This is a genomic window from Paenibacillus sp. Aloe-11 (assembly GCF_000245715.1).
Taxonomy (GTDB): domain Bacteria; phylum Bacillota; class Bacilli; order Paenibacillales; family Paenibacillaceae; genus Paenibacillus; species Paenibacillus kribbensis.
Genome location: NZ_JH601079.1, coordinates 1 through 26,244, shown reverse-complemented (window position 1 = coordinate 26,244; position 26,244 = coordinate 1). Strand labels below are relative to the sequence as shown.

The window sequence follows — 26,244 nt, the reverse complement described above, 5'->3', positions numbered from 1 at the left end:
TGGAGCCATTCCGTCCGATGTCCGAATGCAGGAGAAGCGGGCCGCATTGGGATATCGGGAAGCGACCGCATTGCAGGATTGCCTGTTGCTGGAGGCTGGAGAGACAATTCGGGGCCATGAATTTCATTATTCGGTGATGGCCTACGATGAATCGTCTACTCCCTACCCCTATGCCTATCAGACCAAGGGGATGCGTGGACTCCAGAGCGAGGGCTACGCGCAAGGGAACCTTTTGGCGGCCTACACCCATATACATCTGGCCTCTCTTCCTAAAGCGGCAGCACGGTGGGTGGAGAAATGCAGGGCTTACGGTCAGTGATTTGCAACCAACCCTTCACTGCAGCCGTAACGCAAACAAAAGCCGAGTCCCTTAGGGGACCCGGCTTTTTTAAACGTGGACAGGATATACCTTACATGTAACGGAAGCGTATTCATTACTTTTTTGACGACTTGTCTACATGAGCTTTTTCAGTTGGGAAATTCTTCCCTGGCTCACGCCAAGCATAGAGGCGAGTTGTTTTTGTGAAGATGCGGGATGCTCCTCCATCAGTTCTCTCATTTTCTCCAAAATAACGTCTGTGCGCTGATAAATTTTTTTGATATGCATATTTTGCTTCAGTGGAGTCGAATTGGTTTCAGCCGTCGTGACTGGAATCAAATCTTCCGTTTTCATCGAGGCTGCACATTCATCGCAAATAAACTGATCTTTAAAATAGGTGTTGGTATCAACCGAACCGCAAAAAATGCAATTGGTTGATTTGTACTTACGGAGCATGAGTGTCTGGTCTTCAATAAAAAACTCTAATGGATCGCCGATGTCAATCTCCATCGTCATGCGCAACTCTTTCGGAAGCACAATTCGTCCCAAGCTGTCCAAGGGCCGGGTCATTCCAGTCCTTTTCATTCATGCAACCTCCCCGGTTTTTAAAATTTATAGAACGTATAAGTTTGAAGCAAAGCTTATTAATTCTACAACCGCAAGCATACATTTTACAAAAAGTGCTTCATTTTTGAAAAGAATACAGCACTTTTTTTCTTACGAGTATACCATAAACGGGCCGAATCGCCATCGTTCATATTTATAAATTTAAAATAAGTTTATTCCGAGTGAACGTATATGTTATAATCCTCTGCTAAAGGATTTCATAGGCGGTCTGTAGAATTATTTATATATGCTGTAGCTTCGGACAATGATGGCGTTGTTATGTGAAATGGATGAAGGCCAACGCCTTAAGAGTCCTTATATACAAGCCCGGCAAGGAGGATTAGTATGGACAGAAGAAAAGCATTGCTATTAGGAGATTATTCGTACCCGGAGTTTCACCCGCTGCAAGGGGTGGACGAAGAGATTAGCCATATTTTACAGGATTGGATGACGGTACAATGCAGCGAAAATCGTAAGATGCTGCTCAAGGAAAATCTGGCCTCATTTGATCTATGTATTTCGTACTGCGATAGTCGCAAGGAGGTTTTGTCGCCTCAACAAACGGCAGGACTGCTGTCCTACGTCAGCGGTGGAGGCGGATTGCTTGTGCTGCATAATGGAATTACGCTGCAAGGACGGTATGAAATTGCACAGCTGATGGGAGCACGTTTCCAGCGGCATCCAGCTGCGGGGCCGCTTTCCTTCAAGGTAACCGAGCCAGATCACCCGATCATGGAAGGAATTGAACCGTTCGAGATCCAGGAGGAGCCGTATCGTTTTGATTTTGACCCATTCACAGAAAAAACACTGTTGATGGAATACGAGTATGAGGGCCAGTGGTGGCCAGCAGCATGGTCATTGTCCTATGGCTTGGGTCGGGTCGTCTACTTGATGCCTGGACATAATCAGCCCAGCTTCCAGCATGAGGGATACCGCAAGCTGCTGCTTCAGGCTGCCAAGTGGGCCGGACGTTTTCCGGGTTAAATATAACGAATACCGTTCTTAGGGGAAGGGGGGCTGCAAACTTTATGCGGCTCCCCTTTTCAGGTTATACTATAGGTAATCACAGGTAGGGGAGGATATATCATGAGCGATTTGTTCAAAAAAGCCATCTCATTGGGATGGGGCCTCACTATTGTCAGCAAAGAAAAGGTGGAGAAAGCCGTCGAGGATCTTGTAAGCCGGGGAGAACTTGCGCCCTCAGAATCGAAAGCTCTGATCGATCGTCTGATCGAACGGGGTGCAGAGGAACAGAGCCAATTCAAAACGCTGATCCGCGAGCAGATTAGCCGCATTTTGCAGGAGCTGGAAGTACCTACCCAAAATGATGTCGCAAGTTTGGAGCAACGTGTGGCATTATTGGAAAAACAGGTAGCAGAACTGGAAAAAGAAAAGGCTGCGCTTACGGGTTCGAGCGATGCCGAAGAAGCGAATCGGCTGGATTAAATGTCAGTTCGTATGAAGCATGCCGGTCGTTACCGGGAAATTGCCATGGCGCTGGCGCGTCATGGCTTTGGCTATATGGTGGAGGAAATGGGCCTGTTCCAGCTGTTGTCACTGCCACGCAAATGGCTGACGAGAGAAGCTCCCGAGTCCAAAACGCTGGGTGAACGGATACGACTGGTGCTGGAGGACCTGGGGCCTGCATTCATCAAGCTTGGACAGTTGGCAAGCACGCGTGCCGACCTGCTGCCGGAGACAATTATCCGTGAGCTGGTCAAGCTTCAGGATCAGGTGCCGCCTTTTTCGCCTGAAATGGCGCGAGGCATTTTGGAGCAGGAGCTGGGCACGTCATTGGAGGGCATACTGGCTCGTTTTGACGATGTTCCGCTGGCTGCTGCTTCGATTGGACAGGTGCATCTGGGCAAGCTGCACAGCGGTGAGATGGTCGCCATTAAAATCCAGCGTCCAGGCGTTAACCGCATCATCCGACGAGATTTGGACATTTTGCGGGAATTGACCGCAATGGCAGCCAAACGTTGGGAATGGGTGGAGCGTTACCAGCTTCGCCAAATGGTAGAGGAACTGGGGAAATCGCTCATTCAGGAGCTGGACTACAACCATGAGGCCCGTAATACAGAGAAGATCGCGCTCCAATTTGAGCAGGACCCACATATCTATATTCCGAAAATATATTGGGATCATACCTCTTCCCGCATACTGACCATGGAGTTTCTGGAAGGAACCCATTTGGGTAGTCGCGAAGAGTTGTTACGCCGTGGATATAACTTGAAAGAACTGGCGCAGCAGCTGGTGAACAGCATGCTGCATCAGATTTTTATAGAGGGCTTTTTTCATGCAGATCCTCATCCCGGGAATTTGCTTGTCCTGAAGAATGGCCGTCTCGCTTACCTCGACTTTGGCATGACCGGGCGACTAAGTGAAGAGATGAGGAATCATCTGGCCTCCCTCATTATTGCATTGATGCGCAAAAACACCGATGCCATGGTGCGGGCCATCGAACGGCTGGGCCTAGTCGAACCGGCCACCGATTTGAATGCGCTGCGTGCCGATCTGGACAAGATGCGCGAAGATTACGCGGATGTTCCTTTCTCACAGGTCAGCATTGGCGATGCTCTGAACGACCTGTTTGGTGCAGCACAGCGCCATCGAATCGGTCTGCCGTCAGATGTTCTGCTGCTGGGCAAGGCGTTGCTGACATTGGAGGGGGTCGTTGAATTGCTTGACCCCGATCTTAGCATCATCGCATTGGCGGAGCCTTTCGGCAACAAGCTGCTGAAGGAACGCTTCAGTGGTCGCCGCATTCGGGGCAAGCTGCTGGGCGGTGCGACCGAACTGGTGGAGACGCTCATGGAGCTGCCTGGACAGGCGCGGCATTTGGCCTCCATTATCAGCAAAGGCAAGCTCAAGCTGGAGGTCACCGTACCAGAGCTGGAAATGCTCCTGCGCAGGCTGGATCAGATCAGCAATCGCCTGTCATTCAGCATTGTACTGTTAGCGTTCAGCATTATTATGGTTGGCCTGATTATTGGTTCATCGTTGAACCACCAGGCGACGGTGCTGTGGAATGTGCCTGCTATTGAAATTGGTTTTGTCGTGGCGCTCTTGATGGTTGCCTTTTTATTGTATTCTATTTTTAAATCAGGGAGATTTTAGATACTTGTCGGAAAGGATGAGCCATGAGCCATGGATACCTATAAGATCAATACCACTCCAATCCATCATCTCCAAATATCAGATGTGCCGTGGCACCGCCTGACTACTCCTTATGGTAGGGGCGCGGAGTTGCCGCAATTGATATCCAATGGGGAGTATGCAGCAATCGCTAATCTGATTGAGCATCAAGGTACATTATGGCAAGTTACGCCGTGGGTGTTGCTTTTCTTATTGCGCAATATACAGACGAGAGGGCCGGAACGTATTACGCTGAATGAACTGGAATTGTATCATGCAGTTGTTGGGGCACTGGAGATGGTACAGGAACAAGCCGATTCACAGCAGTCTGTGGAAGCCCTGACCATGCTATTGGACGAAAAATATCTATGGCCTGAAAACAACGATCCCGAAGAAGATGAACTGGAGTGGGAAGAGGAGGAAGCGCGCGGCTATGATCCAGTGGCTTTTTGGAGCTACTATGATTATAGCTATCAGCTGTTAAAGCAGGCTCTCCCTAACTTTGAAAATATGCTCCGGCACAATTCCGAACCTGATATAAATGAAGCCTTATCTGAGCTAGTGCAGGAATTGCGAAAATTTTAAATATAAGAAAACGAAATATATGAAGAAAACAGGCGATATTTCAAGAAAATAAGTGGTTTCTTTGCGTAGACAGCCTTTTACCCAATTCGTTTCCGTGAATCCCTTACGTTATAATGATGGACTGAATATAACGGACGGGTTCGTTTGAGAGAGACGAGCTGAATGAAGGAGAGTCTTTGCGATTGGCCGCTGGACGGATGCCCGAATGACATCGGGTTGCGGGTCAATATGCTGCTCTCCGTGAATATAGGAGGCTGGAACGAGACGGTATGAAGCTTAGACAACAATGGTTCGGTAATATCCGGGCCGATATACTTGCGGGCATGACTGTTGCACTGGCGCTGATTCCGGAGGCCATTGCCTTCTCGATCATAGCGGGTGTCAATCCCATGGTCGGACTGTACGCCTCCATCTCCATGGCCATTGTCATTTCCTTTGCAGGCGGCCGCCCGGCGATGATCTCGGCAGCAACCGGGGCGGTAGCAGTACTGGTGGTCGGCTTGGTGAAGGATCATGGCGTGGAGTATTTGTTTGCAGCTACCATTTTGGCAGGGATTATTCAGGTGCTGCTGGGTGTTTCGAAAATAGGCCGTTTTATCAGCTTTATTTCGCAGCCGGTCATGACCGGGTTTGTGAATGCACTGGCGATCCTCGTCTTTATGGCCCAGCTTACCCATTTTCATGGAGCGAACTGGATCATGTATGTGATGGTAGCGGGTACGCTGCTCATTGTGTATATTTTACCAAAATTCACAAAAAGCATTCCTGCTCCATTGACGGCCATTATCATCATGACGATCATTACGTATGTATTTGGATTGAATGTGAAAACCGTAGGAGATATCGGTACGCTAACCAGCTCCTTGCCTTCATTCCATTTGCCTCAAATTGAGTGGTCGTGGCACACGTTATGGATTTTGCTGCCATATTCTTTTACGATGGCATTGGTCGGATTGCTGGAGTCGCTGCTGACAGCCAGTATTCTGGATGAAATGACCGAGACGAAAAGCGATAAAAACCAGGAAGCCCGCGGGCAAGGGATTGCCAACTTTATAAATGGCTTTTTTGGCGGTATGGGCGGTTGTGCGATGATCGGGCAATCGGTCATTAATGTCAGCTCGGGCGGCAGAGGACGTTTGTCCACTTTCACGGCTGGGGTGTTTTTGGCCTTTTTGCTGTTAGTGCTTGGTGGGGTTGTAAAAGAAGTGCCAATGGGCGCATTGGTGGGCGTCATGTTCATGGTATGTATCGGGACTGTGGACTGGAATGCACTCCGAAATATTGCCAAGGTACCCAAGGCAGACACGTTTATTATGGTTATGACGGTGATCATCGTGGTGGCCACGCATGATTTGTCCAAGGGTGTGATCGCGGGCGTACTGCTGAGTGCATTGCATTTTGGATGGAAAATGGCTAAAATCCGCATCAGTGTGACAGAGGATAGCGATGAAAAGGTGTACCATGTTGCGGGTCCGATGTTTTTCGCTTCAACCACTCATTTTGTCGATCATTTTGAACCTGCAGATGATCCAAAGCATGTTGTGGTGGACTTTAGCCATTCGCATATTTGGGATCACTCGGCGGTTACTGCCATTGGCAAGGTGCTGCAAAAATACACGAAATCCGGCAAATCCATCACCCTGCGGGGGCTGAATGAGGAGAGCCGTTTGATAGTAGAGAAGCTCGGCGGTCCCTTGGTTACAGAGCCGCTTGTGTGATGAATCGTATAGCATAAATCAAAGCCTACAATGGAATTTATCCATTTTGGGCTTTTTTATTTATTTATGAAATAAAACAACAACTTTTTTCCTAAATCATAGATAAATATGACAAATTTTCGTCGGAGTATTGACGTAATAATTGGGCAGGAATACAATCATTGTTGTTAAGCATAGCAAATACATAGGAATAATTGAAAATTGAAAGGTATACACATATGAACTTAGACTGGGAGTTTATCGTAAAGAGCCTGCCGTTATATGGAGAAGCCATGTGGCTGACGTTGAAGATCGCCTTTTTTGCCATTCTGTTTTCACTCGTCGTCGGTTTACTGTGCAGCATCGTACTGTATTACAAGGTGAGGGGAATCAGCGGAATCATCGCAGCTTATATTGAGCTTTCCCGAAATACACCGCTGCTTGTACAGTTGTATTTTCTGTATTACGGGTTTACGAAAATAGGTCTGCATATGAGCGAAATGACGTGTGCCATTGTGGGCATGACCTTTTTGGGTGGGGGTTATATGACCGAGGCGTTCCGTGGTGGAATTGAAGCGGTGAGCAAAACCCAGACGGAATCCGGGCTGAGTCTCGGACTGTCCAGGATACAACTGGCGAGATATGTTATTTTGCCACAGGCTTTTGCCATCAGTATTCCGTCCTTGGGAGCGAATGCGATTTTTCTGCTTAAGGAGACATCCATTGTTGGCGCCATTGCGTTATTAGATCTGATGAATGTGGCAAAAGACCTGATCGGCATGTACTACAAAACGGCAGAATCGCTGATTCTGCTGGTACTGGCATATCTCGTCCTGCTTTTACCTTTGTCGATGCTGCTGACGTGGGTGGAAAGGAAGGTGCGATATGCTGAGTTCGGGGATTGATGTGCTTTTTGAAGGTTCCAATTTGGAGCGTCTATTAGGGGGATTGCTCGTTACGCTGGAGATTGCCTTTATTTCAATTGTTATCGGTACTCTATTAGGCATCCTGATGGGGCTGCTGCGCACCTTAAAATCAAGGCCGATTCGGTTTGTGCTGAGATTCTATTTGGAGACATTTCGCATTATTCCGATTTTGGTGTGGTTGTATGTCGTGTATTTTGGATTTACTCCTTTGCTGAATGTGAATATCAGCGGGGAATTGACAGCCATTATCGTATTCAGCCTGTGGGGAGCAGCGGAGATTGGTGACATCGTTCGTGGTGCGCTGGAATCACTGCCCAATCATCAGGTGGAATCCGGGCAGGCATTGGGGCTGACCTATGGGCAATTATACCGTCACGTGCTCATTCCCCAGGCGGTGCGCCGAATGCTTCCGGGTTCTATTAATCTGGCGACACGGATGATCAAAACAACGTCATTAGTAGTGCTGATCGGTGTAGTGGAAGTGGTCAAGGTCGGGCAGCAGATTATTGAGCTTGGTGTAATCAAAGCGCCTTCGGCATCCTTTTGGGTGTACGGCTTTATTTTCATATTGTATTTTCTCGTATGCTATCCGTTATCCAGACTTTCCAAAAGATTTGAACGCAGATGGCAAAATTAGCAGGATGGGGTGGGTGTCATGGGAGAGGCTGTGGAGGTATTACTGGAAATTCGAGGGCTGCACAAAAGCTTCGGGGATCGAAAAGTGCTGCAACAGATTAATCTGGACGTAACGCAAGGGGAAGTCGTGGTTATTCTCGGTCCTTCGGGATGTGGAAAAAGCACACTTCTCCGATGTCTCAATGGTCTGGAGCCAGTCCAGAGCGGGGATATCCGCTATAGAGGACAGGACCTGACGGATAAAAAAGTGAATTGGCGTGAGGTGCGGCAGCATATCGGCATGGTGTTTCAGAACTATGAGCTTTTTCCGCATATGACGGTCTTGGAAAATATATTGCTCGGCCCGCTTAAAGTACAGCGGAGAAACAAGCAGGAGGCACTTGAGCAAGCGGAGCAGCTATTGGAGCGAGTAGGTCTGCTGGATCGCAAAGATGCGTATCCAAGGCAATTATCAGGCGGGCAAAAGCAACGGATTGCGATTGTGCGCGCCCTGTGTATGAACCCCGAGATTATGCTCTTTGACGAGGTCACCGCATCCTTGGACCCGGAAATGGTCAGAGAGGTGCTGGATGTCATGCGAGAGCTGGCCCAACAGGGAATGACCATGATTATCGTGACGCATGAAATGGGCTTTGCCAAGTCGGTAGGAGATCGTATCGTTTTTATGGATCAAGGACAAATATGTGAAATGACTACGCCACAGCAATTTTTTACCCAACCGCAAACAGAGCGTGCTCAGCACTTTCTGGATATATTTCAGTACGAAAAAGGATGATGGATTATGCAAAATGCCAATAAAACAGGGGGATGAATACAGATGAGAAAAGGAATGAAGCTCACGACGTTGTTACTGGCTTTGAGCTTGCTGCTCGTCGGTTTGACGGGATGTGCAGGAGGTGGCAATACCGACGGTAGTTCAGGCTCGGCTAAATTCGCTTCGATTGAGGACATTAAAAAGAATGGCAAGATTCGAATCGGTGTATTCGCGGATAAGCCGCCTTTTGGCTACGTGGATTCGGAAGGGAAGAATCAAGGCTTTGACGTCTACATTGCGAAGCGGTTTGCCAAAGATCTCTTGGGCGACGAGTCCAAGGTGGAATTTGTACTGGTGGATGCCGCCAGCCGGGTCGCCTATTTGGAATCCAACAAGGTAGATATCATCATGGCTAATTTTACTGTAACGGATGAGCGTAAAGAAAAAGTCGATTTTGCCAACCCGTATATGAAATTATCCTTTGGCATTGTATCACCCGACAGCGCTCCAATCACCACGATAGACCAATTGAAGAATTCAGATCAAAAGCTGATTGTTGCCAAGGGAACGACGGCTGAAACCTATTTTACGAAAAATTATCCCGACATCAAGCTGCTCAAATTCGATCAATACACAGAAATCTTCTCAGCCCTCAAAGACAAACGAGGCGTCGCCATTGCCAACGATAATACAGAGCTAATCGCTTGGGCAAAGGCCAACCCCGGCTTCACGGTAACCATCCCGTCCTTTGGTGGTCAAGATACGATTGCACCCGCAGTAGCGAAGGGAAATAAGGAGCTGTTGGATTGGATCAACAATGAGCTGGCTACACTGGGCAAGGAAAACTTCGTGCATCAAGCCTATAAGGATACACTGACCTCCGTTTACGGAGAAGGCTTTACGGATCAATTGGTCGTAGAGGGCGGCAAAGTGGATTAATTACGTCATTAAAGTGCAATTAAGTTCTAAGTGCTGTAAATCTATATATTTGCATAATGGATTCCTTTAAAGCAAAAAGACCCAGACTGCCAAACAGTTGGGTCTTTTTGCTTTGTATAGGCTGATTGAAAATAACGCTACTCTCTATGCAGAATTAATATTCATGGACCTCATCTTCAGGAATATACTCGAGAACATCGTGCAGGGTTAATGGGCGACCAGAAAGGCGAATTAGCGTTTCCATTACAGTATTAAACGTTTTAAATTCGATACGCTTGGATGTATTGTTACACATTTCGTAGATAGTATTGGGTCTGATTTTAGCCTCACGAGCGAGGGCATTTTTAGTAATCCCGATTTCTCGAAGTAATTCTTCAAGTTTGAAAGTAATTCCCTGTGCGTTTGACATTTTCATGTTGAACAGAACCCCCGTGTTCTAACGAATTACAAAAAATAATTGAGGTCATGCTTTGGTAGCCTCAATGTCCCTCAATTCCATCCTTTGGGATATATTCTACAATATCAGCAAGAGTAATAGTCCTTGTAAATCTACGCTGGCGGGCAAATCTATTCAAAGCATCAAGTATATGGACTAGTGTTTCTAGTTCAAGTCTTTTGGTTTTGCCATTTACCATATCTATTATGGTAGCCGGACGTATTTTTGCTTCTACGGCCAGTTTATTACGGGAAATATCAAGTTCTTCTAAAATATCACCAAGTTTAAAATGATATCTTTTTTGAATCTCCATAATTTAGATTCTCCTTTTGTTTCATAGTGCAAGAAAATCATAAAATCTATCGAAGTTTTACTCCAGTAGTAATAAAATAAAACTACACGAGTAATACTCGTGGTTTAAATTCCCGAATTTTTAAGTGAATAGCTGTTAGTTTTTTGCTGTGAATAATTAAAATCATAAGAGGGAGCTGAATTCTAATGAACAGAAGTAATTTTGAAAAAGTCAGCCTTATTCTTGGTCCCTGTGATCTTCCGCATATGTATGAGCTTTTTGAAGGCTATCTGATCAAGGACCGTTACGTCATGATGATCGACAATAGCGTGCTTACTCTTCGACATGTAAAAAAGGAAAGACATCATTCGCATCTATATGTTGACGGCGATACAGGCGGCATCACTCTTGCCAGACATGTACAACGTGAGGACATAGATGTGATTACCGAGTTGGTCGAACGTAAATTCTGTTTCGAATTTATGTTCTCGTCTTACTTATATAATGTAACACAGAAGCGTAAAAGGGTGAAATGAACACCGCCGTAATAAAGGCATATATTTCCCCAAAAACTATTGCATCCTAGTAGATTTAATTATATAATCTTAAATGATAATGAGAATCATAATCATTTAAGTCTTTAGGCACAGACTCCCAATATGAGCCTAAGTGAATAGGGCGAGTATGTACACATGGCGAAAGCAGATGTGGCAGCTGTCCGAAGACAACTCAGCAGTCCCAACAAAGTCATGCGTAGACGAGCTTTGAGAACAATCAAAGCTACGAAGCGCGCGAGTTAGAGCTTCCAAGTTAACTGCAAATGGCAATACCAGTGTCAAATTTTTAGTCTCCTCGTTTTGATTTTGCACTTGCTCTCCTGATGGTGGACACAGGAAGGCAGGTGCCTTTTTTTTGGATGCTATAAAAAAGCGCCAGACGGGTTTTGAACCAATCCCGGCGCTTTAATTTTAGTCGTTCAGCATTAACAGCGACATTTAATTCCATAATAGACTCCAACGCTCAGGAAGATTGTTCCTGAGCGTTGTTTTGTACTTCGGACTATGTCTCTAGCAAGATCTTTCCTGTCTCAGAAAGGTCATATCCTTGAATGGCTCCCAGTTCCCGCCGGAAGCTGTCCGAATGAAGAATCTGTAATATATGATCAATCAATTCCTGTCGCTCTGATGTGCGCAGCATGACGATATCGTATTGCTCCTGAATGAGTGGAATAAACTGCACGGACCCCACAATACTGGCGGCCTTCTCGATTCCGATACCGACATCGGCTTCGCCGGAGGCGACCTTGCCTGCCACAGCCATATGATGCGTCGATTCGTCTTCATATCCGAGCAAGGCAGTGCGGTCTATGTGATGAAGACGGAGCTGCTCGTCGAGCAGGATGCGTGCGCCGGAGCCTTTCTCGCGATTGGCCAAACGCAGCCCCGGAAGCGCCAAGTCCTTCCAGTCCTGCAAGCCATGAGGATTCCCTGTCTGAACATACAGCCCTGCTTGCCGGGATAACAGACGGATGACGAGGTACGAGAAGCCGCTCAGGATTTTGCGAATATAAGGCAAATTATACTCACCGCTGTCGCCGTCCCACAGATGCGTACTGACGATGTCTGCTTTGCCCTGGTACATAGAGATGAGGCTGTCCAGACTACCCGCATATGAGCGGAGTGGGCGAATGGACATCTGTTGGCTTTCCAGATGCTTGACGAGAATGTCGAGGCTGATGTCCTGGCCAGTAATGACTGCTGTACTGGAATTCTGCGTCGAACCGCCTGATAGCGAATGTGGCGGGATCGTCACGGATATGGGCGTGGGTGATGGATCGTGCTTCAGCAGTTGACTTTTGGAGCGCTGCTTGTAAGCTTCGAGATCACTGGCATCCACCCGCATTTGCTTACCTACCCGGTACGAGGGGATCTCTCCTTTTTTGATCAGATCATAGACGGTCAGCTTGGATATCTTCAGTAGCTTGGCTATTTCCTCAGTCGTATAGGATACAGGAGAATTCATAGTAGACCTCCATTAATAACAGTATGATTGGAATGTGACAATTTCTGTGATGTATTATGCACAGTGTCTCATCTATTGTACACCAAATCATCCGGCATAACAGAGGTGGCGAAAAAGTCAGGAACATCAAGCTTCTAAACAGTCATAAGTGATACTTGCCAACGGCTCTTTGGTGGTTTACAAGGATTACCTTCATAGCTATAATGAGATATGAATTTATATAAGTTATATCTAATTATAACTAAATATGATTGAACGGGGGATGGAATTTGAGAAGAATCAAGTCTACGATTGGAAGTCTAGTAGCAATATGGGCACTAGTGGTGTTAGTTGCTTGCGGTTCCCAGAGTGCTGCGCCCGCAGCTCCTGTAAAGGAGGCGGCACCAGCAGCACAAGCAACAACGGAGAATACAGCAGGCACGAAGGCACCGGACCAGCAGCAGGTGGAGTTGACGATCTCTGCAGCGGCAAGCCTGACAGACGCCCTGAATGAGATCAAGACCGGATATGAGCAGGAGCACCCGAATGTGAAGCTGAACTTTAACTTCGGCGCCTCCGGTGCACTTCAGCGTCAGATTGAGCAAGGAGCTCCTGCAGACGTCTTTATCTCTGCATCTACCTCCAGCATGAAGGCGCTTGAGGAGAAAGCCCTTGTCAAGAAGAGCAGCACGTTGCTCGCAAATGATCTGGTATTAGTCGTTCCTGCTAAAGATGGAGTGGCGATCAAGAAACTGGATGACCTGAAGGGAAAAGACATCAAGACCGTCGCGATTGGCATTCCGGACAGTGTGCCTGCAGGGAAATATGCACAGGAAGCGTTAACGAATCAAAAGCTGTGGGGTGAATTGGAGCCCAAGCTGGTACAAGCCAAGGATGTGCGACAGGTGCTGCAGTACGTAGCAACAGGTAACGCGGATGCGGGCTTCGTATATAAGACGGATGCACTCTCCACGAAGGATACAAGCATTGCGTTAACAGTGGACTCCAAGCTTCATTCTCCGATTACCTATCCGCTCGGTCTGGTAGCTGCCACCAGTCATCAGGAGGATGCACGTCAATTCTACGATTATTTGCAAACCGAGCCTGCTCTCCAGGTGATGGAAAAGTACGGTTTCCGTAAGGCGGAGTAGTCGTTGACTGCTGTGAACTGGGCGGAATTTTGGCCTCCGGTACAGTTATCCCTGCAGGTCGCTTCGCTGTCCTGTGTGATCGTACTGGTCCTGGGGGTACTGGCAGCCCGCTGGATAAAGCGAAGCCGCATACGTGGCAAGCTGGTGCTAGAGACCATCTTCATGCTTCCATTGGTGCTGCCTCCGACGGTAGTCGGGTTCCTGCTACTGGTCATTCTGGGACGCAGAAGCTGGTTAGGGCAATGGATCGAATGGCTGTTCCACGCGTCAGTCATCTTCTCCTGGTGGGCGGCGGTGCTGGCGTCTATCGTGGTGGCATTTCCGCTCGTGTATCAGACAATGAAGACGGCATTTGATGCGGTGGACCGCTCGCTGGAGGATTCGGCCAGATCGGCAGGGGCTGGCGAATGGCAGGTGTTTCGCTACATTACGCTGCCGCTATCCTATCCTTCACTGCTGACCGCCGCGATACTGGGCTTCGCCCGGTCGCTTGGCGAGTTTGGAGCGACGCTAATGATTGCCGGGAACATTCCGAATAAGACACAGACGGTGCCTACGGCAATCTATGTAGCTGTCGATGCGGGGAATCAGACGATGGCCTGGGCGTGGACGATTGCCATTGTCTTAATTTCATTCATTATGCTGCTTGTTGCGAGAAGGAAGACTTGAGCAAATGGAGTGTAATGATGTGTGTAATGCGGGGCAATAAAGACGCTGTAGGTCGATGAAAGCAGTAAAGGTAATATAGCCTGCAGGAAATATGAAGTGAAATTCTGTTAGCTTTCTAGAATTAAGTATTAGACTGACCATGCAAAATGAAGACAGCGGCAGACTAGGACTCGAAAACCAGCTAATAGTTGTCAAGCTACAGTGTGGAAAATATTTTAAAAACTGATATACTGTTTTTTGAGTACAACAAATAATCCTTCATTGGCGTGAAGGATTATGGATAATTATGGGAATTAAATGTGGTAGGGTTGGTCTTTCTTAAGGATGGCGTAAACGTGATGGAGTAGCTTGTTGGCGCGAGCAATCACAACCACCTTGTAGGGCTTGCCCTCTTTTCTTTTCATATCATATTAAATCCCTTAATATGATATTTTTTCCACCATGTAGTCCGCATTGAACAGCTGAATATAGAGCTCTTCGAAGTCTTTTGGATCCTCGCTTCGTTATCCGATTTCTAGAAGCCGTATACTTACCTGAACTGTAGACACTTGCATCAAGACCTGCGTAGGCAACAAGCTGTTTAGCACTCCTAAATTGACGGGTATCTCCGTTAGTTGAATTGCTTAAACTGAAAGATCTATACTTCTCTAGTTAATCTTCAACCAGTTTACAAGGTTGCTGAGAATGTATTGCTTCTGATCCAGCATCAATAGCCGTTTGATAATACCATATTTTATAATCTATTTTTTCCATGTATTTATTGAGCTCAGAGATTTTATCATTAACCGTTTTTTTATGATTTTCAAATACTTCGAGCCTTTGTCGTAATGTAGCGTCCCCCTCCATACTCATATCAATAAACTGTCTGATTTTTTTTACCGGCATCCCACTGTTTTTTAGACAAGTGATAACAGCAAGCCATTCAAAATCACTTTCTTTAAAGTCCCTGTTCCCCGATTTATTTCGATCAACAAAGGGTAAAAGCCCCTCCTTATCATAAAAGCGTAATGTATAGGCTGATACCCCCATTTTATTGGCGACTTCACCGATTGTGTATCCCAAAGAATACTCCCCCTCTGCAATGAAGATATTAGTTAATAGTACACCTTAGAGTTATCTCTAAGTCAAAATGTTATACACATCATAATTCACATTGACTTAGAGTCTACTCTAAGTATTAATATTACACGACAGATGACTGATAGGAGGTATAAATTTGAAATCAGAAATGGAAAAGCTTCTTGCTGGTGAACCATTTTGTTTCCTTGACCCCGAGGTGGCTTCTAGAAAAGAGAATGCAACTCGATTATGTAATAAATTTAATGAGATAGATCCTTCAAATCTTGAAGAGCAGAAAAGAGCTATTAAAGAATTGTTTGGTTCTTGCAAAAACCATGTTTATATGCAAGCGCCATTCCGTTGTGATGTCGGAAAGAACATCCATGTGGGAGAGGACTTCCTTTCCAACTATAACGTTACGATTCTTGATGTTGGAGAAGTTGTAATTGGGGATTATTGTATGATTGGTCCGAACAGCACAATCTCTACTGTTAACCACCCTATGACTGTTAAAGGCAGAAGGGAAAAACTGTCGATAATAAAACCCGTGAAAATAGGTAATGACGTATGGATCGGGGCCAACTGTGTAATTCTTCCTGGAGTCACGATAGGAAACAATGTTGTTATTGCTGCCGGGGCAGTTGTTACAAAGGACATTCCTGATAACTGTGTTGTTGGAGGAATTCCTGCTAAATTAATAAAGGAATTAGAACCATAAAAATAAGTAGTTGACTTAGACATTACTCTAACATTCATAGTTCTCTTTGTAATCAAAAATTTAAAACAAGGAGAAAACAAAATGAACAAAAAAAACGTTTGGTTTATTACTGGATGCTCCACTGGTTTCGGCAGGGAGCTTGCGGAAGCAACCATCAAAGCCGGATATAGTGTAGTTGTAACTGCACGAAATATTAATTCTATCTCTGATCTTGTCGGCGATGCTCCAAATGCTTTAGCTCTTGAATTGGATGTCACTAAGAACGATCAGATTGAAAAAGCCCTCACTTCGGCAGTAGAAAAGTTTGGTGGAATTGACGTTCTGGTGAACAACGCGGGTATTGGGTATTTCGGCTCTGTTGAAGAATCGGTCGAAGAAGAAACTCGCAAAATGTTTGAAATCAACTTTTGGGGCCTCATGCATATGACGAATGCTGTTTTACCACAAATGCGAAGCCAACGTTCTGGGCATATTATCAATATTTCCTCCATCGGCGGGTTAGCTTCATTTCCTGGCGTTGGTTATTATAACGCATCCAAATATGCAGTTGAAGGTGTCTCTGAGGGGCTTGCTCAAGAAGTAGAGCCTTTCAATATCCGCGTTACTTTGATCGAACCAAGTGGTTTCCGTACGGATTGGTCGGGCCGTTCTGCAGCAAGAACAACATCTTCGATCGAGGAATATAAACCTCTCGTCTCCGACTTTGTAAATGGAGTAAATCATGGAAAAGAACCCGGAGACCCAAAAAAGCTGGCGAGTGCGATCATTAACGTTGTAGAATCCCCCAATCCTCCACAACGTTTACTACTCGGCTCTGACGCATATCATATTGCTGTCAATAAATTTACCAAGTTACTACAACAAATTGAGGATTCGAAATCAGTCTCCATAGGAGCTGACTTTTAAACCAGTAGAAGAAGCCTGAAACATAGTTCAGGCTTCTTTTTCTATAAGGCTAACTTTTCAAGTTTTAAATGCTGTTTTTAAACTAACCTGCCCGTTAGCTTAACACCAAGGTCAGTCTAACACTTTATTTTTCAGTCTAATTCTTTATTTTCTGCTGAACGACTCTTCTTCTACCATTTAGTGGTTAATCAACAGGCCTGTAAATTTATTTCTTTTGTGCAAACAGCCATTCAATCATATCCTGATTTTGCAAAGCGGGAACCCAGGAGAAGTGCCCCATAGGTTTGATAATTCCTGCTTCGTATTCAGTAAAATGAATGAGGTTTCCGTTTTGTGCTTTAATGGCAGCTACCATTTCCTGCGAGTTTTTAGGACTTACGCTAGTATCGTCTGCAGCATGGAAGGCCCAAATCGGGACGTTTTTCAGTACTTCGACGTGTTTAGGATCAACAGGCGCATACATGTTGACGGCTTTTTCATAGTTGGTCAAACCGGCAATCGGCACACCTGCAGCGAACAGATCAAGATCTTTTTCCAACAATCTCCACGTTCCCATAGCTCCTTGAGAAATACCAACGATATAGATTCGGTTCGTGTCGATCGGGTATTTTAACGCCGTTTCACGTACCAAATCGGCTACAACGCTGTTGCGCGGCTCATCCGCCCAAATGAATTTATGCTCCAGGTCAATCGGGCTTTGTGGAGCGATTACGAAGGATGGGTGTTTGGCTTGCTGCTCAGGAGAAGCCCAAGTGACAGCACCGGCATTCGCCAGCAGGTTGACTCCGTTTCCGTCACCGCGTTCGCCGTTTCCATGCAGGAATACAACCAGCGGGTAGGTTTTTCCAGGCTCTACTTTAGGCTCAAACGTAAAGTAGTTCAGCTTGTAGCCGTCTTTATTTTCAAAGGTGTTTTTTTGGAAATCGTCTACAATGGGTGTCACTTTATTAGTTGCTTTTACAGTTTGCACAGAAGCAGGAACGACTGTTTTCTTTTGAGTAGCAATATCTTTCTTTTGACTAATGTAATAATTCAACGGATTGATGCGGTTGACACCACTTGTTGCATCGTAAGTAAGGGTGCTTGCATTTTTATCCTGTGTATCCAGCTCGATCACGACATATTTGCCATGGGTACTGCGGTTGGTGATGGCACCGGTATCGTTGGTATATACACCGGTCACGGTTCTGTCTGTGTATACATCATTGAGTACGGATTGAACCTGAAAGCTGGAAGTGGACAAGGATGCTCCGTCAATATTGGTGCTGTATTTCAGTACAACGGCAGATACGACCTCACCCAGAGGCTGTACCTGAGTAAGCAGGGTAGCCTGTGGCGCTGGAACATCGGCTGCTGCTGCGGCAGAGCTGGAGGATGGGTAAAAGATCGTAAGCAGGAACACAAAAGATAGTAGAACAAGGGCGAAACGTCTTTTTTGCATGAGATTAATCTCCTTTGGTGTTATTTTTCGAAAGCGTTTACTACATGTTTGGGATGTTTGTCTGTATCTTGGTGCATGCATATAAAATGAAAAAAAGGCAAACTCCGGGTACACAATACTAATGTACTCGGGTTTTGCCTTTTCAGTAACAATCCCACTTGAAGGATAGCACCTTCATTGAAATCTGACAAGTGAAAGCGCTACAATTTTGGATGTTTTTTTAAAATAAATTCAACTTTTGCAAAGAAGGAGTGACAAAATCCTGACGATAAAAAGGAGCTAAAGCCTCTTCCCAAAAGGAATGTTGTGGTATATAATCCTCTCGAGTTAACGGTGTTAACTAAAATAACGATGTTAAAAAAAGGGGATGAAACCATGAGTGAATATGATGTTATCGTCATCGGTGCTGGATTAGGTGGCTTGTCCTGTGCAGCACGATTGTCCGTGCTCGGTTACCGGACCGCTGTTTTTGAAAGTCATACGCTGGCTGGCGGTTTTGCAACTGAATTTACAAGAAAGGGGTATACCTTTGATGTATCTCTGCATGGTGTAGGTGGACTTGAGGAAGGGAGCTTCGGACAGATGCTAAAGGGCTGCAATGCGGACCAGCGAATTGTGCCTCTCCGCAAAAAGCACCCTTACTCCATTCGTTGGGAAGGGCAGATCATTGGTATCCCATCCGATGTGCAAGACTATGTGCAGCTCCTCAAAGACATGTTCCCTGCTGAGCAGACAGCTATCGACAAGCTGTTTGCAGGCATTCGTCGTTTTGTGGCAGGCTTCTCCGCCTTTTCTTCCTCTTCCCCCGGTCGCTGGCGTAAAGCAGCGGGTCTGTTCAAAGCAGGAACCTTCTTCCGCTGGACGCAAATGACCACCTGGGAGGCTGTAAGCCAGTTTGGGCTATCTGACCGATTTACGGAATTTTTCACCGCACTTTGGCCCTATTATGGCTTGCCCCCGAAGCGGCTTTCGGCTTTGTACTTTTTTACTCCCTGGATCGGCTATCATCTGGAGGGAACGTATTATATTCAAGGAGGCGCACAGGCTTTATCCAATGCACTGGTGGCTGCGATTCAGTCAGCCGGTGGAGAGGTACACCTGCGTAGTCAGGTATCTGAAATTATGCTCGAAGGCGGTAAAGCAGTCGGTGTCCGTCTGAAAAAAGGGGATGCCTATGAAGCTAATTGGATTGTGTCCGGGATCAGTCCTCACCATACCTATGGTCGTCTGCTGGAGCACCATGCTGCTGCCCGTCGTGAGCTGGAGGCCGTCAGCAGGCTGGAGACCGGGACGTCTCTTACCCAGTTGTATCTCGGGCTATCATGTGAGCCTCACGAGCTTAGTATTACCGAAGAAGACTTAATTCTGAATGATGTACCGGATTCGGAGACCGATTATGGATTCATGATGAGCGGCCAGTATACCAAAGGCAACTGGATGCTTACCAATTATAACGCTATGGACCCCACACTTAATGAACCGGGTAAAGGCGTTATTGCAGTTACATTTTTGGATAGATTGGAGAACTGGCCTACAACACGTCCCGAATATAAAGCTAAAAAGGAAACCGTAACACGCCAGATATTGGAGCGCCTTGAACAGCTGTATCCGGGTTTTGGCAGCAAAGTGGTGGTGGCGGAGCTAGGCACACCGCGGACGATGCAGCGCTATACCGCCAATCCCGGCGGGGCTGTCTATGGTTACGCGCAAACGGTCCGACAGTCAGGCATAAAAAGGCTGAAGCATAAATCCGTTGTGGATCGTCTGTCATTGGTAGGAGCCTGGACACAGCCCGGGGGCGGGTTTCAAGGGTCTATGAGCTCGGGTATAATGGAAGCTGATCGTATCGCCGCCAAATTGGGGCAGGCAGAAAGGAACAACACATTTACTCATGAAACATATCAAACGCCGAGAACGTGAAAGCAATGAGATCCGCCGAAAAATAATCGAGGCTGCCCGGTCGCTGTTCCTGGACCAAGGGTACGCCGAAGTCTCTATGCGCAAGATTGCGGATCAAATCGAATATTCACCAACGACTATTTATCATTATTTTGCCAATAAGGAAGCTGTTGTGCGTGAACTGCTGCTAGAAGGAAATGCCTTGTTTCTGCAGGCTCTTCAGCAGCGCCTGGAAGAAGCAGAGGCAGCGGGGTTGAATGCCATGGATAGGCTGAAAACGGTATCTGATGCTTATGTTCGTTTTGGAATGGCTAACCCGGAATATTACAATATCCTGTTCATTAGCGACCTTGAGTCCGTAAGCCCGGTCAGCCTTATTGACAGTGGCCGCTTTAAAGGCTTTGAGTTGCTTGAAGCCGGACTCCAAGCCGCTATGGAGGAAGGCAGCATCATTCAGGGAGATGAGCGCCTGATCGCCAGATCCGTATGGAGTATGCTGCACGGATTGACTTCCTTGCTCCTGAATTTTGAGCTTCCTGTGACAAGATCGAATGATGAATTGATTGCCTTCACTATAGATACTTTTTTCCGGGGGCTAAGCCGCTGACGAAGCGGCTAACTCTCGTCTCCTTATATCACTGTACATGCGAGTCCTCATTTGTCGGTTCCACAAGTTTAACCGAACTCCAGATCTGCAAGCTGCTCAAGTACGGCCTCAATGCGGCGTTTATCTTTTTTGGGTACAACGTGCTGCAAGGAGGCTCCCAGCAGGTATCCAGCGAATACGCATCCTCTAGCTTCATCGTGCGAAACATGTTCAACGAAGAACAGTTTTCAACTGCGGATGCACCCCATCATCCTTTGACACATCTTTATGTAATATATTGAATATTAGAGAACGAAAAAATATAATGAGTAGGGTTTATATTTTTCGACTCCTGATTGATTATCTGCAAATTAGCGTGCATTTCAGCAATTACAGGAATGGATTATAACTAGGCCCTATTACATGTGATTTCATGGTTGGAGGATTTATTATGTCGAAAAACGTTTCTTTGTCTTTTATTATCATTATAGGATCAATGCTATTTGCCTTATTTTTTGGCGCAGGGAATCTAATCTTTCCATCTATGCTTGGTCAAATGGCCGGAAAGAATGTATGGATAGCCAATGCGGGTTTCCTGGTTACCGGAGTTGGCTTACCCTTGCTTGCCGTCGCAGCCTTTGCGTTTTCGGGTAAAAGCAATTTGCAATCTTTAGCGAGTCGTGTACATCCCGTATTCGGTAATGTCTTTACAACGATTCTTTATCTAGCCATCGGCCCTTTTTTCGCCATGCCCAGAACCGGTAGCGTGTCATTTGAAATCGGAGTAAAACCGTTTTTTTCAAACAATGCAAATCCTGTGGCACTTTTTGTATTTACGATCCTTTTTTTTGCGGTTGCATGCTTATTATCACTTAACCCCACAAAAATTATTGATGTAATCGGCAAGGTTTTAACGCCCATTAAATTGACATTCATTGGATTACTTGTGATTGTAGCTCTTATTCACCCGATTGGAAAATTTCAAGAACCTGTTGAGGGTTATACATCGCATGTCTTTTTCAAAGGCTTCCAGGAGGGTTATTTAACATTGGATGCTCTTGCAGCCTTTATTTTTGGGATTATTATTGTGGATGCCATTAAGGAAAGAGGAGTTACTACTAAAAAAGAGTTGATGATCATTTGTGCCAAGGCAATAACTGTTGCGGTTATACTCTTAGCTTTTATCTATACGTCTCTTTCATATATGGGAGCTTCCAGCGTTGAAAAATTGGGGGTTTTAGAAAATGGGGCTGAGGTGTTAGCTAAGGCTTCATCCTATTATTTTGGATCTTACGGTTCAATTCTATTAGGCTTAATGATTACAGTAGCGTGTTTAACGACAAGCGTGGGGCTTATTACTGCCTGCTCTACCTTTTTCCATGGATTGTTTCCAAACATCTCTTATAAAAGAATAGCTGTCACGTTATCTGTATTTAGTACCCTTGTAGCCAACATAGGTTTAACACAGCTCATTAAGGTTTCAATACCAGTATTAATGACAATATATCCCCTTGCTATTGCTCTAATATTTTTAACGTTTTTACATCCCGTATTTAAAGGAAAGTCAGAAGTATATCAAGGCAGTTTGATATTAACCTTTATCATTAGTCTGTTTGATGGTTTGAATGCTGCTGGAATAAAAATAAAAGTAATTAATGACTTTTTCACTCAGTTTCTTCCATTATATGATGTAGGTTTAGGGTGGTTAATTCCATCTGTTTTAGGAGGAGTAGGAGGCTACATATTTGTTATGTTACGGAAGAAAAAAGTAGCAGAAAGAGTGTAGAGATTTCTTTTGAACTGCCTTGTATGTCAAATCCAAATAAAAAAGCTGCATCTACTGAAGAATCGGTAGCTGCAGCTTTTTTTCGTCAGGCCAGTTCTTCCTGAAGGATCTCTGTTTTTAAACCTTTAGCGCTGGTAATCGTAATACTGATCGCATCAAAGCCGTTTCGCTTCGCCTCTTCAAAATCGCATCGTTCGCCGTTGATCAGCTCCAGCTGTCCATTCTCATCCACATCGTCTGAAAACTCGTCATCCCAATCAACATTATAAAAAGCGGTCACGCTTACCTCGAAGGTATCCTCGCCATCTTCGTCCAGATAAGGCAACAGGGGAGTACGATGGTTCTGCTGCTGCTCTGTATATGTTTCGCACAACAATGCATCGTAACCATGCCGGGTTCCATCAAAAATCACGATCTGTTCGCCTGTCGCTGCATCCTCTGCAATCACGAGCTGCGGTGCAAATTCGGTTACGGTGATCAGCTCGTCCATAAGCTCTCCATAATAAAAAATGTGAAATTTCGTTTGTCCAGCCTGTGAACGGAGTTTGCCTGTCCATACCTGTTCGGTCCATGCCTCCGGATTTTCGGGTACAACCCATCCTTCCAAATAAGCGGGTCCCCATTTAGGATCATGTGTTTCTGCCATCAGTAAGCCCTTCCTTTCTGCTCATTGAGTAATCTTCGTTAGAAGTCTCTTAATCGATCGAACTGCTCCATAAAATCTAAGTTTGTGAGATCATGTCATGGCCAGGGTGACGATTTTATTGTCCTCATCCACGTCTACCTTCACATGTACTCCCAGCTTGTCCTTGAATAGCTTGCTGATATTGATATAGTTATCCTCCACCGTACTACTTGATCTACCGGTGGTGCGAGTCATCCCTGCGGTGATGATGGAACGAACGTATGCCTTGTCGAGTTTGGCTTCAGGGTTGTAGGTGTAGATCATTTGCTCCTGTTGATTGTAAAAATGGGTTAACACCGTGTAGTCATTTGCGTTCTCATACTGCTTTTCCTCACGAACATATTCGGGATGATCCATGGTGTAGTGGACTTCTCCATCCAGAAAAGGATTTTCCTTGGAGGGTCTGAGTTCATATTGTCCATAGGCTAGCTGAAACAGGTACTCTATGCCAGGGTCCTCCACCCGATAGTAGAGCTGGCGATCGTCTCCTTTTTTATCTATAGCGGTAAAGCTGCTGATTAAAGGCCAGGCGTCGTACTTTTTACCCTTTACCTCAACGGCGAGCTTGTAATGTACAAGCACCTTCTCATCTTGAAATAACCCAAAGCTTCTCATAATGAAATAGGCAGGCACACATAAAATTCCGATAATAAATATGAATATAAATATTTTTACACGCATAAGTAGGGTGATTCTCCTTTGATGGTCGATTATGTGGACAGCTCCCGTTTGGCCGATACGCCGAATTCCTCATGTTGCAGCAATTGCTCCAGGGCATGTCGTGCAAAAGACTGATCTTTATGCGCGCACAGCAGTGCAAAGGCCGCTTCTTGATTAATATGTATACATCACTACGAAATTAGCTCCAAAAGCTAGCACCAGATCTGCTTCCGAACAAGCTCGTAGTCTTCATCAGGCGTGAGCAGCAGCTCGCGGGCCTCCTGTTTATTCATCGAGTTCCGTAATCTCCGCACGGATGCCTCTGCACAGAAAGCTGCCTGATAGTCCTGATAATGCATCAATATCGACGACCATATCTGCTTCTTCATAACGGAAATCAAGCTGCAAAATGATATTTTCTGCTTCTACTGGAGTTAATACATGCTCTTTGGTTTCCAGAAATGTAAAAGTTACTGCGTAACGGGGAATGTCCTTGGCAGGAGTCTCCGGGATGACAGGTGCCTCAGACGAAGGCTCCAGATCCGGAGATTTGGGGACCAGCACGGTAGCGGGGGATAGCTCAATCGTTAGTGTAATCTGGTCTTTCGTCATATTGGCAGCCGTAATTCGGTCATAATGAAAGGGAGGAAAGTAGCCCAGTTTTTCTACAATGCTATCCGCTCCCTGAATAGAAACCATTGGAGAGAAAGCCAGCTCCAGCCCGATGGAGCCTGTCAGCTGGTTTTCATATTGCGGATTGATACGTACAAGGGCCTGTTCCGGCTCCACCTTCAATATCGTGCCAATAAAATACTGTTTGCCATGAATCAGAACAATATCATGGGGAACGAACGGCAACGCTCCTCCGGCTTGATACTGAATAAGATAATCGTTATTTGTTTTTTTAACGCTTTGAACTTGAATACGCATATGCTGCAACCTCCTGAGGGTGTATTGGTGTAACCACGGACATCCATCCTTTATTCATGAATTGCCCGTTCTCTTACCATAATATATGACATGAAGATTGAATTCATCTTTTGCATTGACTTTGGGATGGTTCATTAAAATCGTTTGGAAACCTGTTCAACTTCGCGTATACTAGGAAAGTCATAAATGGAACGGCCTGAGCCGCCTTGCGGCCGTATGTTGGTTACAGGAACAGATTCAACGATAACGGATAAGCTCCCTTCCTGAAAAGGGGAGAATGGGCTCCGATACAAAAATGGGAATTCTGAACTATGGAACGATTGATGTCATATGGCACATGAAACCTATTTTACGTGACACATATTGAATACAGATAAGGGAAGTGAATACCACTTGAAGAATTTTGCAGCATTAGGCGTAGAGCAGCATTGGGTAGACGTCTTGAAAGAGCAGGGAATTACAGCGCCCACCCCGGTACAGCAGGAATCGATTCCGCTGTTGATGCAAGATCAGGATGTTATTGCCGAGGCACATACCGGAACAGGTAAAACGCTTGCGTTTTTACTGCCGATTTTACAGAAAATGAATTTGGAAAAGCGTTATCCGCAAGCACTTGTAATTGCGCCTACGCGTGAACTGGCGCTCCAGATTACGGAGGAAGCGAAACGATTGGCTGCGATTGAGCCGAACTTGTCATTACTGGCTGTTTACGGAGGACAGGATGTAGAGCGTCAGCTCCGTAAGCTGAAAGGCGGCGCACAACTGATTATTGGTACACCCGGGCGACTGCTGGATCATCTGAGACGTGGCACACTGGATTTGGGCGGCGTCAAAATGCTGGTGCTGGATGAAGCTGACCAAATGCTGCACATGGGCTTTTTGAACGATGTAGAGACGATTCTTCAGGAGGTCCCTTATCGGAGACAAACGATGCTCTTCTCCGCAACGATGCCAGCTGGTATCCGCAAGCTGGCCCGTGTCTATATGAATGAACCGATAGATGTCAAAGTGAAATCTGCTTCTTCCGTTCCGGTAAGCCAAATCCGTCAGGTAGTTGTGCAAACAACAGACCGGGGCAAGCAACGGGCATTGGTGGATATGCTGAATACGGACCGCCCGTATTTGGCGGTTATTTTTTGCCGTACGAAGCGCCGTGCCGCCAAGCTGAACGAGGAGCTGCAGGAGATGGGCTTCGCAAGCGGTGAGCTTCACGGAGATTTGTCCCAGAACAAGCGTGAGCAGGTGATGAAGGCGTTCCGTGAAGCGAAGCTTCAATTGCTCGTAGCGACCGATGTTGCTGCACGCGGCCTGGATGTAGAAGGCGTCACACATGTCTTCAACTATGATATGCCGCAGGATGCCGAAAGCTATATCCACCGCATCGGGCGTACCGGCCGTGCCGGAGGCAAAGGTGTGGCGGTGACGCTC

The 26,244-nt window shown here is 46.0% G+C and carries 29 protein-coding genes and 2 pseudogenes; 20 read left to right on the top strand and 11 right to left on the bottom strand.

From position 1 onward, the window contains the following. A pseudogene (locus tag WG8_RS29140) lies at positions 1-319 on the top strand (cobyrinate a,c-diamide synthase); the annotation flags it as partial. A gap of 135 nt (positions 320-454) precedes the next feature. Here the strand turns inward: WG8_RS29140 and WG8_RS23785 are convergent. Next, positions 455-904 (bottom strand): AbrB/MazE/SpoVT family DNA-binding domain-containing protein, encoded by a 450-nt coding sequence (locus tag WG8_RS23785; RefSeq protein WP_007432832.1) that lies wholly within the window; start codon positions 902-904, stop codon positions 455-457. Between the two features lie 366 nt (positions 905-1,270). Between WG8_RS23785 and WG8_RS23780 the strand changes: the two genes are divergently transcribed. The 9 genes from WG8_RS23780 to WG8_RS23740 all read left to right on the top strand — a co-directional run bounded on the left by WG8_RS23780 (position 1,271) and on the right by WG8_RS23740 (position 9,597). Next, positions 1,271-1,909 carry a ThuA domain-containing protein gene (locus tag WG8_RS23780; RefSeq protein ID WP_007432831.1) on the top strand — a complete coding sequence of 213 codons (639 nt, stop codon included), beginning with the start codon at positions 1,271-1,273 and terminating at the stop codon, positions 1,907-1,909. A gap of 102 nt (positions 1,910-2,011) precedes the next feature. Beyond that, positions 2,012-2,371 (top strand): phasin family protein, encoded by a 360-nt coding sequence (locus WG8_RS23775; RefSeq protein WP_007432830.1) that lies wholly within the window; start codon positions 2,012-2,014, stop codon positions 2,369-2,371. Further along, on the top strand, positions 2,372-4,042 hold the full coding sequence (locus WG8_RS23770) for an ABC1 kinase family protein (protein ID WP_007432829.1): 1,671 nt from the start codon (positions 2,372-2,374) through the stop codon (positions 4,040-4,042). It begins immediately after the preceding gene. 30 nt (positions 4,043-4,072) lie between these two features. Beyond that, complete coding sequence (locus tag WG8_RS23765; RefSeq protein WP_007432828.1) at positions 4,073-4,645, top strand: hypothetical protein; 573 nt, start codon at positions 4,073-4,075, stop codon at positions 4,643-4,645. Between the two features lie 269 nt (positions 4,646-4,914). Then, positions 4,915-6,363, top strand: a complete 1,449-nt coding sequence (locus WG8_RS23760; RefSeq protein WP_007432826.1) for a SulP family inorganic anion transporter — start codon at positions 4,915-4,917, stop codon at positions 6,361-6,363. A 218-nt stretch (positions 6,364-6,581) separates the two neighbouring features. Beyond that, positions 6,582-7,247 carry an amino acid ABC transporter permease gene (locus WG8_RS23755; RefSeq protein WP_007432825.1) on the top strand — a complete coding sequence of 222 codons (666 nt, stop codon included), beginning with the start codon at positions 6,582-6,584 and terminating at the stop codon, positions 7,245-7,247. Continuing rightward, a complete protein-coding gene (locus WG8_RS23750; RefSeq protein ID WP_007432824.1) occupies positions 7,228-7,905 on the top strand; it encodes an amino acid ABC transporter permease in 678 nt (225 codons plus the stop codon). Before WG8_RS23755 ends, WG8_RS23750 begins: the two co-directional genes overlap by 20 nt. 18 nt (positions 7,906-7,923) lie before the next feature. Further along, positions 7,924-8,679, top strand: coding sequence for an amino acid ABC transporter ATP-binding protein (locus WG8_RS23745; RefSeq protein WP_007432823.1), 756 nt, complete (start codon positions 7,924-7,926; stop codon positions 8,677-8,679). Between the two features lie 42 nt (positions 8,680-8,721). Beyond that, entirely contained in the window at positions 8,722-9,597 is an 876-nt protein-coding gene (locus tag WG8_RS23740; protein ID WP_007432822.1) for a cysteine ABC transporter substrate-binding protein, read from the top strand. Positions 9,598-9,751: 154 nt separating this feature from the next. Here the strand turns inward: WG8_RS23740 and WG8_RS23735 are convergent, their stop codons facing one another. Together WG8_RS23735 and WG8_RS23730 are read right to left on the bottom strand one after the other, a co-directional pair. Next, on the bottom strand, positions 9,752-10,012 hold the full coding sequence (locus tag WG8_RS23735; protein ID WP_007432821.1) for a helix-turn-helix domain-containing protein: 261 nt from the start codon (positions 10,010-10,012) through the stop codon (positions 9,752-9,754). A gap of 64 nt (positions 10,013-10,076) precedes the next feature. Then, on the bottom strand, positions 10,077-10,346 hold the full coding sequence (locus WG8_RS23730) for a helix-turn-helix domain-containing protein (protein WP_007432820.1): 270 nt from the start codon (positions 10,344-10,346) through the stop codon (positions 10,077-10,079). Between the two features lie 185 nt (positions 10,347-10,531). Here WG8_RS23730 and WG8_RS23725 point away from each other — a divergent pair, with 185 nt between their 5' ends. Then, positions 10,532-10,861: a hypothetical protein gene (locus WG8_RS23725; protein ID WP_007432819.1), complete on the top strand. Its 330-nt coding sequence runs from the start codon at positions 10,532-10,534 to the stop codon at positions 10,859-10,861. A gap of 156 nt (positions 10,862-11,017) precedes the next feature. Beyond that, positions 11,018-11,125 carry a putative metal homeostasis protein gene (locus WG8_RS27515; protein ID WP_167383739.1) on the top strand — a complete coding sequence of 36 codons (108 nt, stop codon included), beginning with the start codon at positions 11,018-11,020 and terminating at the stop codon, positions 11,123-11,125. Between the two features lie 43 nt (positions 11,126-11,168). Here the strand turns inward: WG8_RS27515 and WG8_RS27255 are convergent, their stop codons facing one another. After that, complete coding sequence (locus WG8_RS27255) at positions 11,169-11,330, bottom strand: hypothetical protein (protein ID WP_157136361.1); 162 nt, start codon at positions 11,328-11,330, stop codon at positions 11,169-11,171. 54 nt (positions 11,331-11,384) lie between these two features. Next, complete coding sequence (locus WG8_RS23720) at positions 11,385-12,347, bottom strand: substrate-binding domain-containing protein (RefSeq protein WP_007432818.1); 963 nt, start codon at positions 12,345-12,347, stop codon at positions 11,385-11,387. Between the two features lie 269 nt (positions 12,348-12,616). Between WG8_RS23720 and modA the strand changes: the two genes are divergently transcribed. Further along, positions 12,617-13,477 (top strand): molybdate ABC transporter substrate-binding protein, encoded by an 861-nt coding sequence (modA, locus tag WG8_RS23715; protein WP_007432817.1) that lies wholly within the window; start codon positions 12,617-12,619, stop codon positions 13,475-13,477. Positions 13,478-13,480: 3 nt separating this feature from the next. Then, positions 13,481-14,146 carry a molybdate ABC transporter permease subunit gene (gene modB / locus WG8_RS23710; RefSeq protein WP_007432816.1) on the top strand — a complete coding sequence of 222 codons (666 nt, stop codon included), beginning with the start codon at positions 13,481-13,483 and terminating at the stop codon, positions 14,144-14,146. Between the two features lie 293 nt (positions 14,147-14,439). On the opposite strand, the pseudogene WG8_RS26865 reads toward modB, so the two are convergent. Then, a pseudogene (locus WG8_RS26865) lies at positions 14,440-14,755 on the bottom strand (transposase); the annotation flags it as partial. A 42-nt stretch (positions 14,756-14,797) separates the two neighbouring features. Beyond that, the gene (locus WG8_RS23700; protein WP_007432815.1) at positions 14,798-15,208 is read right to left on the bottom strand and encodes a MerR family transcriptional regulator; all 411 of its coding nucleotides are present in this window, start codon (positions 15,206-15,208) and stop codon (positions 14,798-14,800) included. Between the two features lie 154 nt (positions 15,209-15,362). Between WG8_RS23700 and WG8_RS23695 the strand changes: the two genes are divergently transcribed. Both WG8_RS23695 and WG8_RS23690 read left to right on the top strand, forming a co-directional pair. Beyond that, positions 15,363-15,923 (top strand): sugar O-acetyltransferase, encoded by a 561-nt coding sequence (locus tag WG8_RS23695; protein WP_198286474.1) that lies wholly within the window; start codon positions 15,363-15,365, stop codon positions 15,921-15,923. Positions 15,924-16,004: 81 nt separating this feature from the next. After that, positions 16,005-16,829, top strand: coding sequence for an oxidoreductase (locus WG8_RS23690; protein ID WP_007432814.1), 825 nt, complete (start codon positions 16,005-16,007; stop codon positions 16,827-16,829). 205 nt (positions 16,830-17,034) lie between these two features. On the opposite strand, the gene WG8_RS23685 is transcribed toward WG8_RS23690, so the two are convergent. Continuing rightward, complete coding sequence (locus WG8_RS23685) at positions 17,035-18,270, bottom strand: PHB depolymerase family esterase (protein WP_007432813.1); 1,236 nt, start codon at positions 18,268-18,270, stop codon at positions 17,035-17,037. 375 nt (positions 18,271-18,645) lie between these two features. Between WG8_RS23685 and WG8_RS23680 the strand changes: the two genes are divergently transcribed. The 3 genes from WG8_RS23680 (at position 18,646) to brnQ (ending at position 22,541) form a co-directional block, all read left to right on the top strand. Then, entirely contained in the window at positions 18,646-20,190 is a 1,545-nt protein-coding gene (locus WG8_RS23680) for a phytoene desaturase family protein (protein WP_007432812.1), read from the top strand. Continuing rightward, complete coding sequence (locus WG8_RS23675; protein ID WP_007432811.1) at positions 20,162-20,776, top strand: TetR/AcrR family transcriptional regulator; 615 nt, start codon at positions 20,162-20,164, stop codon at positions 20,774-20,776. The genes WG8_RS23680 and WG8_RS23675 overlap by 29 nt, the downstream gene beginning before the upstream one ends. A gap of 430 nt (positions 20,777-21,206) precedes the next feature. After that, positions 21,207-22,541 carry a branched-chain amino acid transport system II carrier protein gene (gene brnQ / locus WG8_RS23670; protein ID WP_007432809.1) on the top strand — a complete coding sequence of 445 codons (1,335 nt, stop codon included), beginning with the start codon at positions 21,207-21,209 and terminating at the stop codon, positions 22,539-22,541. An 85-nt stretch (positions 22,542-22,626) separates the two neighbouring features. Here the strand turns inward: brnQ and WG8_RS23665 are convergent, their stop codons facing one another. From WG8_RS23665 to WG8_RS23655, 3 genes are all read right to left on the bottom strand, one after another. Further along, positions 22,627-23,187, bottom strand: a complete 561-nt coding sequence (locus tag WG8_RS23665; protein WP_007432808.1) for a hypothetical protein — start codon at positions 23,185-23,187, stop codon at positions 22,627-22,629. A 90-nt stretch (positions 23,188-23,277) separates the two neighbouring features. Next, entirely contained in the window at positions 23,278-23,907 is a 630-nt protein-coding gene (locus WG8_RS23660; protein WP_007432807.1) for a hypothetical protein, read from the bottom strand. A gap of 264 nt (positions 23,908-24,171) precedes the next feature. After that, positions 24,172-24,816 (bottom strand): immunity 50 family protein, encoded by a 645-nt coding sequence (locus WG8_RS23655; protein ID WP_007432805.1) that lies wholly within the window; start codon positions 24,814-24,816, stop codon positions 24,172-24,174. A 393-nt stretch (positions 24,817-25,209) separates the two neighbouring features. Here WG8_RS23655 and WG8_RS23650 point away from each other — a divergent pair. Next, positions 25,210-26,244: DEAD/DEAH box helicase (locus WG8_RS23650; protein ID WP_007432804.1), on the top strand; the 1,035-nt coding region annotated here is incomplete at its 3' end.

Bases quoted from the DNA above. Each gene is read 5' to 3' on its own strand.
- WG8_RS23785 (WP_007432832.1), bottom strand. From the start codon at position 904: ATGAAAAGGACTGGAATGACCCGGCCCTTGGACAGCTTGGGACGAATT.
- WG8_RS23780 (WP_007432831.1), top strand. From the start codon at position 1,271: ATGGACAGAAGAAAAGCATTGCTATTAGGAGATTATTCGTACCCGGAG.
- WG8_RS23775 (WP_007432830.1), top strand. From the start codon at position 2,012: ATGAGCGATTTGTTCAAAAAAGCCATCTCATTGGGATGGGGCCTCACT.
- WG8_RS23770 (WP_007432829.1), top strand. From the start codon at position 2,372: ATGTCAGTTCGTATGAAGCATGCCGGTCGTTACCGGGAAATTGCCATG.
- WG8_RS23765 (WP_007432828.1), top strand. From the start codon at position 4,073: ATGGATACCTATAAGATCAATACCACTCCAATCCATCATCTCCAAATA.
- WG8_RS23760 (WP_007432826.1), top strand. From the start codon at position 4,915: ATGAAGCTTAGACAACAATGGTTCGGTAATATCCGGGCCGATATACTT.
- WG8_RS23755 (WP_007432825.1), top strand. From the start codon at position 6,582: ATGAACTTAGACTGGGAGTTTATCGTAAAGAGCCTGCCGTTATATGGA.
- WG8_RS23750 (WP_007432824.1), top strand. From the start codon at position 7,228: ATGCTGAGTTCGGGGATTGATGTGCTTTTTGAAGGTTCCAATTTGGAG.
- WG8_RS23745 (WP_007432823.1), top strand. From the start codon at position 7,924: ATGGGAGAGGCTGTGGAGGTATTACTGGAAATTCGAGGGCTGCACAAA.
- WG8_RS23740 (WP_007432822.1), top strand. From the start codon at position 8,722: ATGAGAAAAGGAATGAAGCTCACGACGTTGTTACTGGCTTTGAGCTTG.
- WG8_RS23735 (WP_007432821.1), bottom strand. From the start codon at position 10,012: ATGAAAATGTCAAACGCACAGGGAATTACTTTCAAACTTGAAGAATTA.
- WG8_RS23730 (WP_007432820.1), bottom strand. From the start codon at position 10,346: ATGGAGATTCAAAAAAGATATCATTTTAAACTTGGTGATATTTTAGAA.
- WG8_RS23725 (WP_007432819.1), top strand. From the start codon at position 10,532: ATGAACAGAAGTAATTTTGAAAAAGTCAGCCTTATTCTTGGTCCCTGT.
- WG8_RS27515 (WP_167383739.1), top strand. From the start codon at position 11,018: ATGGCGAAAGCAGATGTGGCAGCTGTCCGAAGACAACTCAGCAGTCCC.
- WG8_RS27255 (WP_157136361.1), bottom strand. From the start codon at position 11,330: ATGGAATTAAATGTCGCTGTTAATGCTGAACGACTAAAATTAAAGCGC.
- WG8_RS23720 (WP_007432818.1), bottom strand. From the start codon at position 12,347: ATGAATTCTCCTGTATCCTATACGACTGAGGAAATAGCCAAGCTACTG.
- WG8_RS23690 (WP_007432814.1), top strand. From the start codon at position 16,005: ATGAACAAAAAAAACGTTTGGTTTATTACTGGATGCTCCACTGGTTTC.
- WG8_RS23685 (WP_007432813.1), bottom strand. From the start codon at position 18,270: ATGCAAAAAAGACGTTTCGCCCTTGTTCTACTATCTTTTGTGTTCCTG.
- WG8_RS23680 (WP_007432812.1), top strand. From the start codon at position 18,646: ATGAGTGAATATGATGTTATCGTCATCGGTGCTGGATTAGGTGGCTTG.
- WG8_RS23675 (WP_007432811.1), top strand. From the start codon at position 20,162: ATGAAACATATCAAACGCCGAGAACGTGAAAGCAATGAGATCCGCCGA.
- brnQ (WP_007432809.1), top strand. From the start codon at position 21,207: ATGTCGAAAAACGTTTCTTTGTCTTTTATTATCATTATAGGATCAATG.
- WG8_RS23665 (WP_007432808.1), bottom strand. From the start codon at position 23,187: ATGGCAGAAACACATGATCCTAAATGGGGACCCGCTTATTTGGAAGGA.
- WG8_RS23660 (WP_007432807.1), bottom strand. From the start codon at position 23,907: ATGCGTGTAAAAATATTTATATTCATATTTATTATCGGAATTTTATGT.
- WG8_RS23655 (WP_007432805.1), bottom strand. From the start codon at position 24,816: ATGCGTATTCAAGTTCAAAGCGTTAAAAAAACAAATAACGATTATCTT.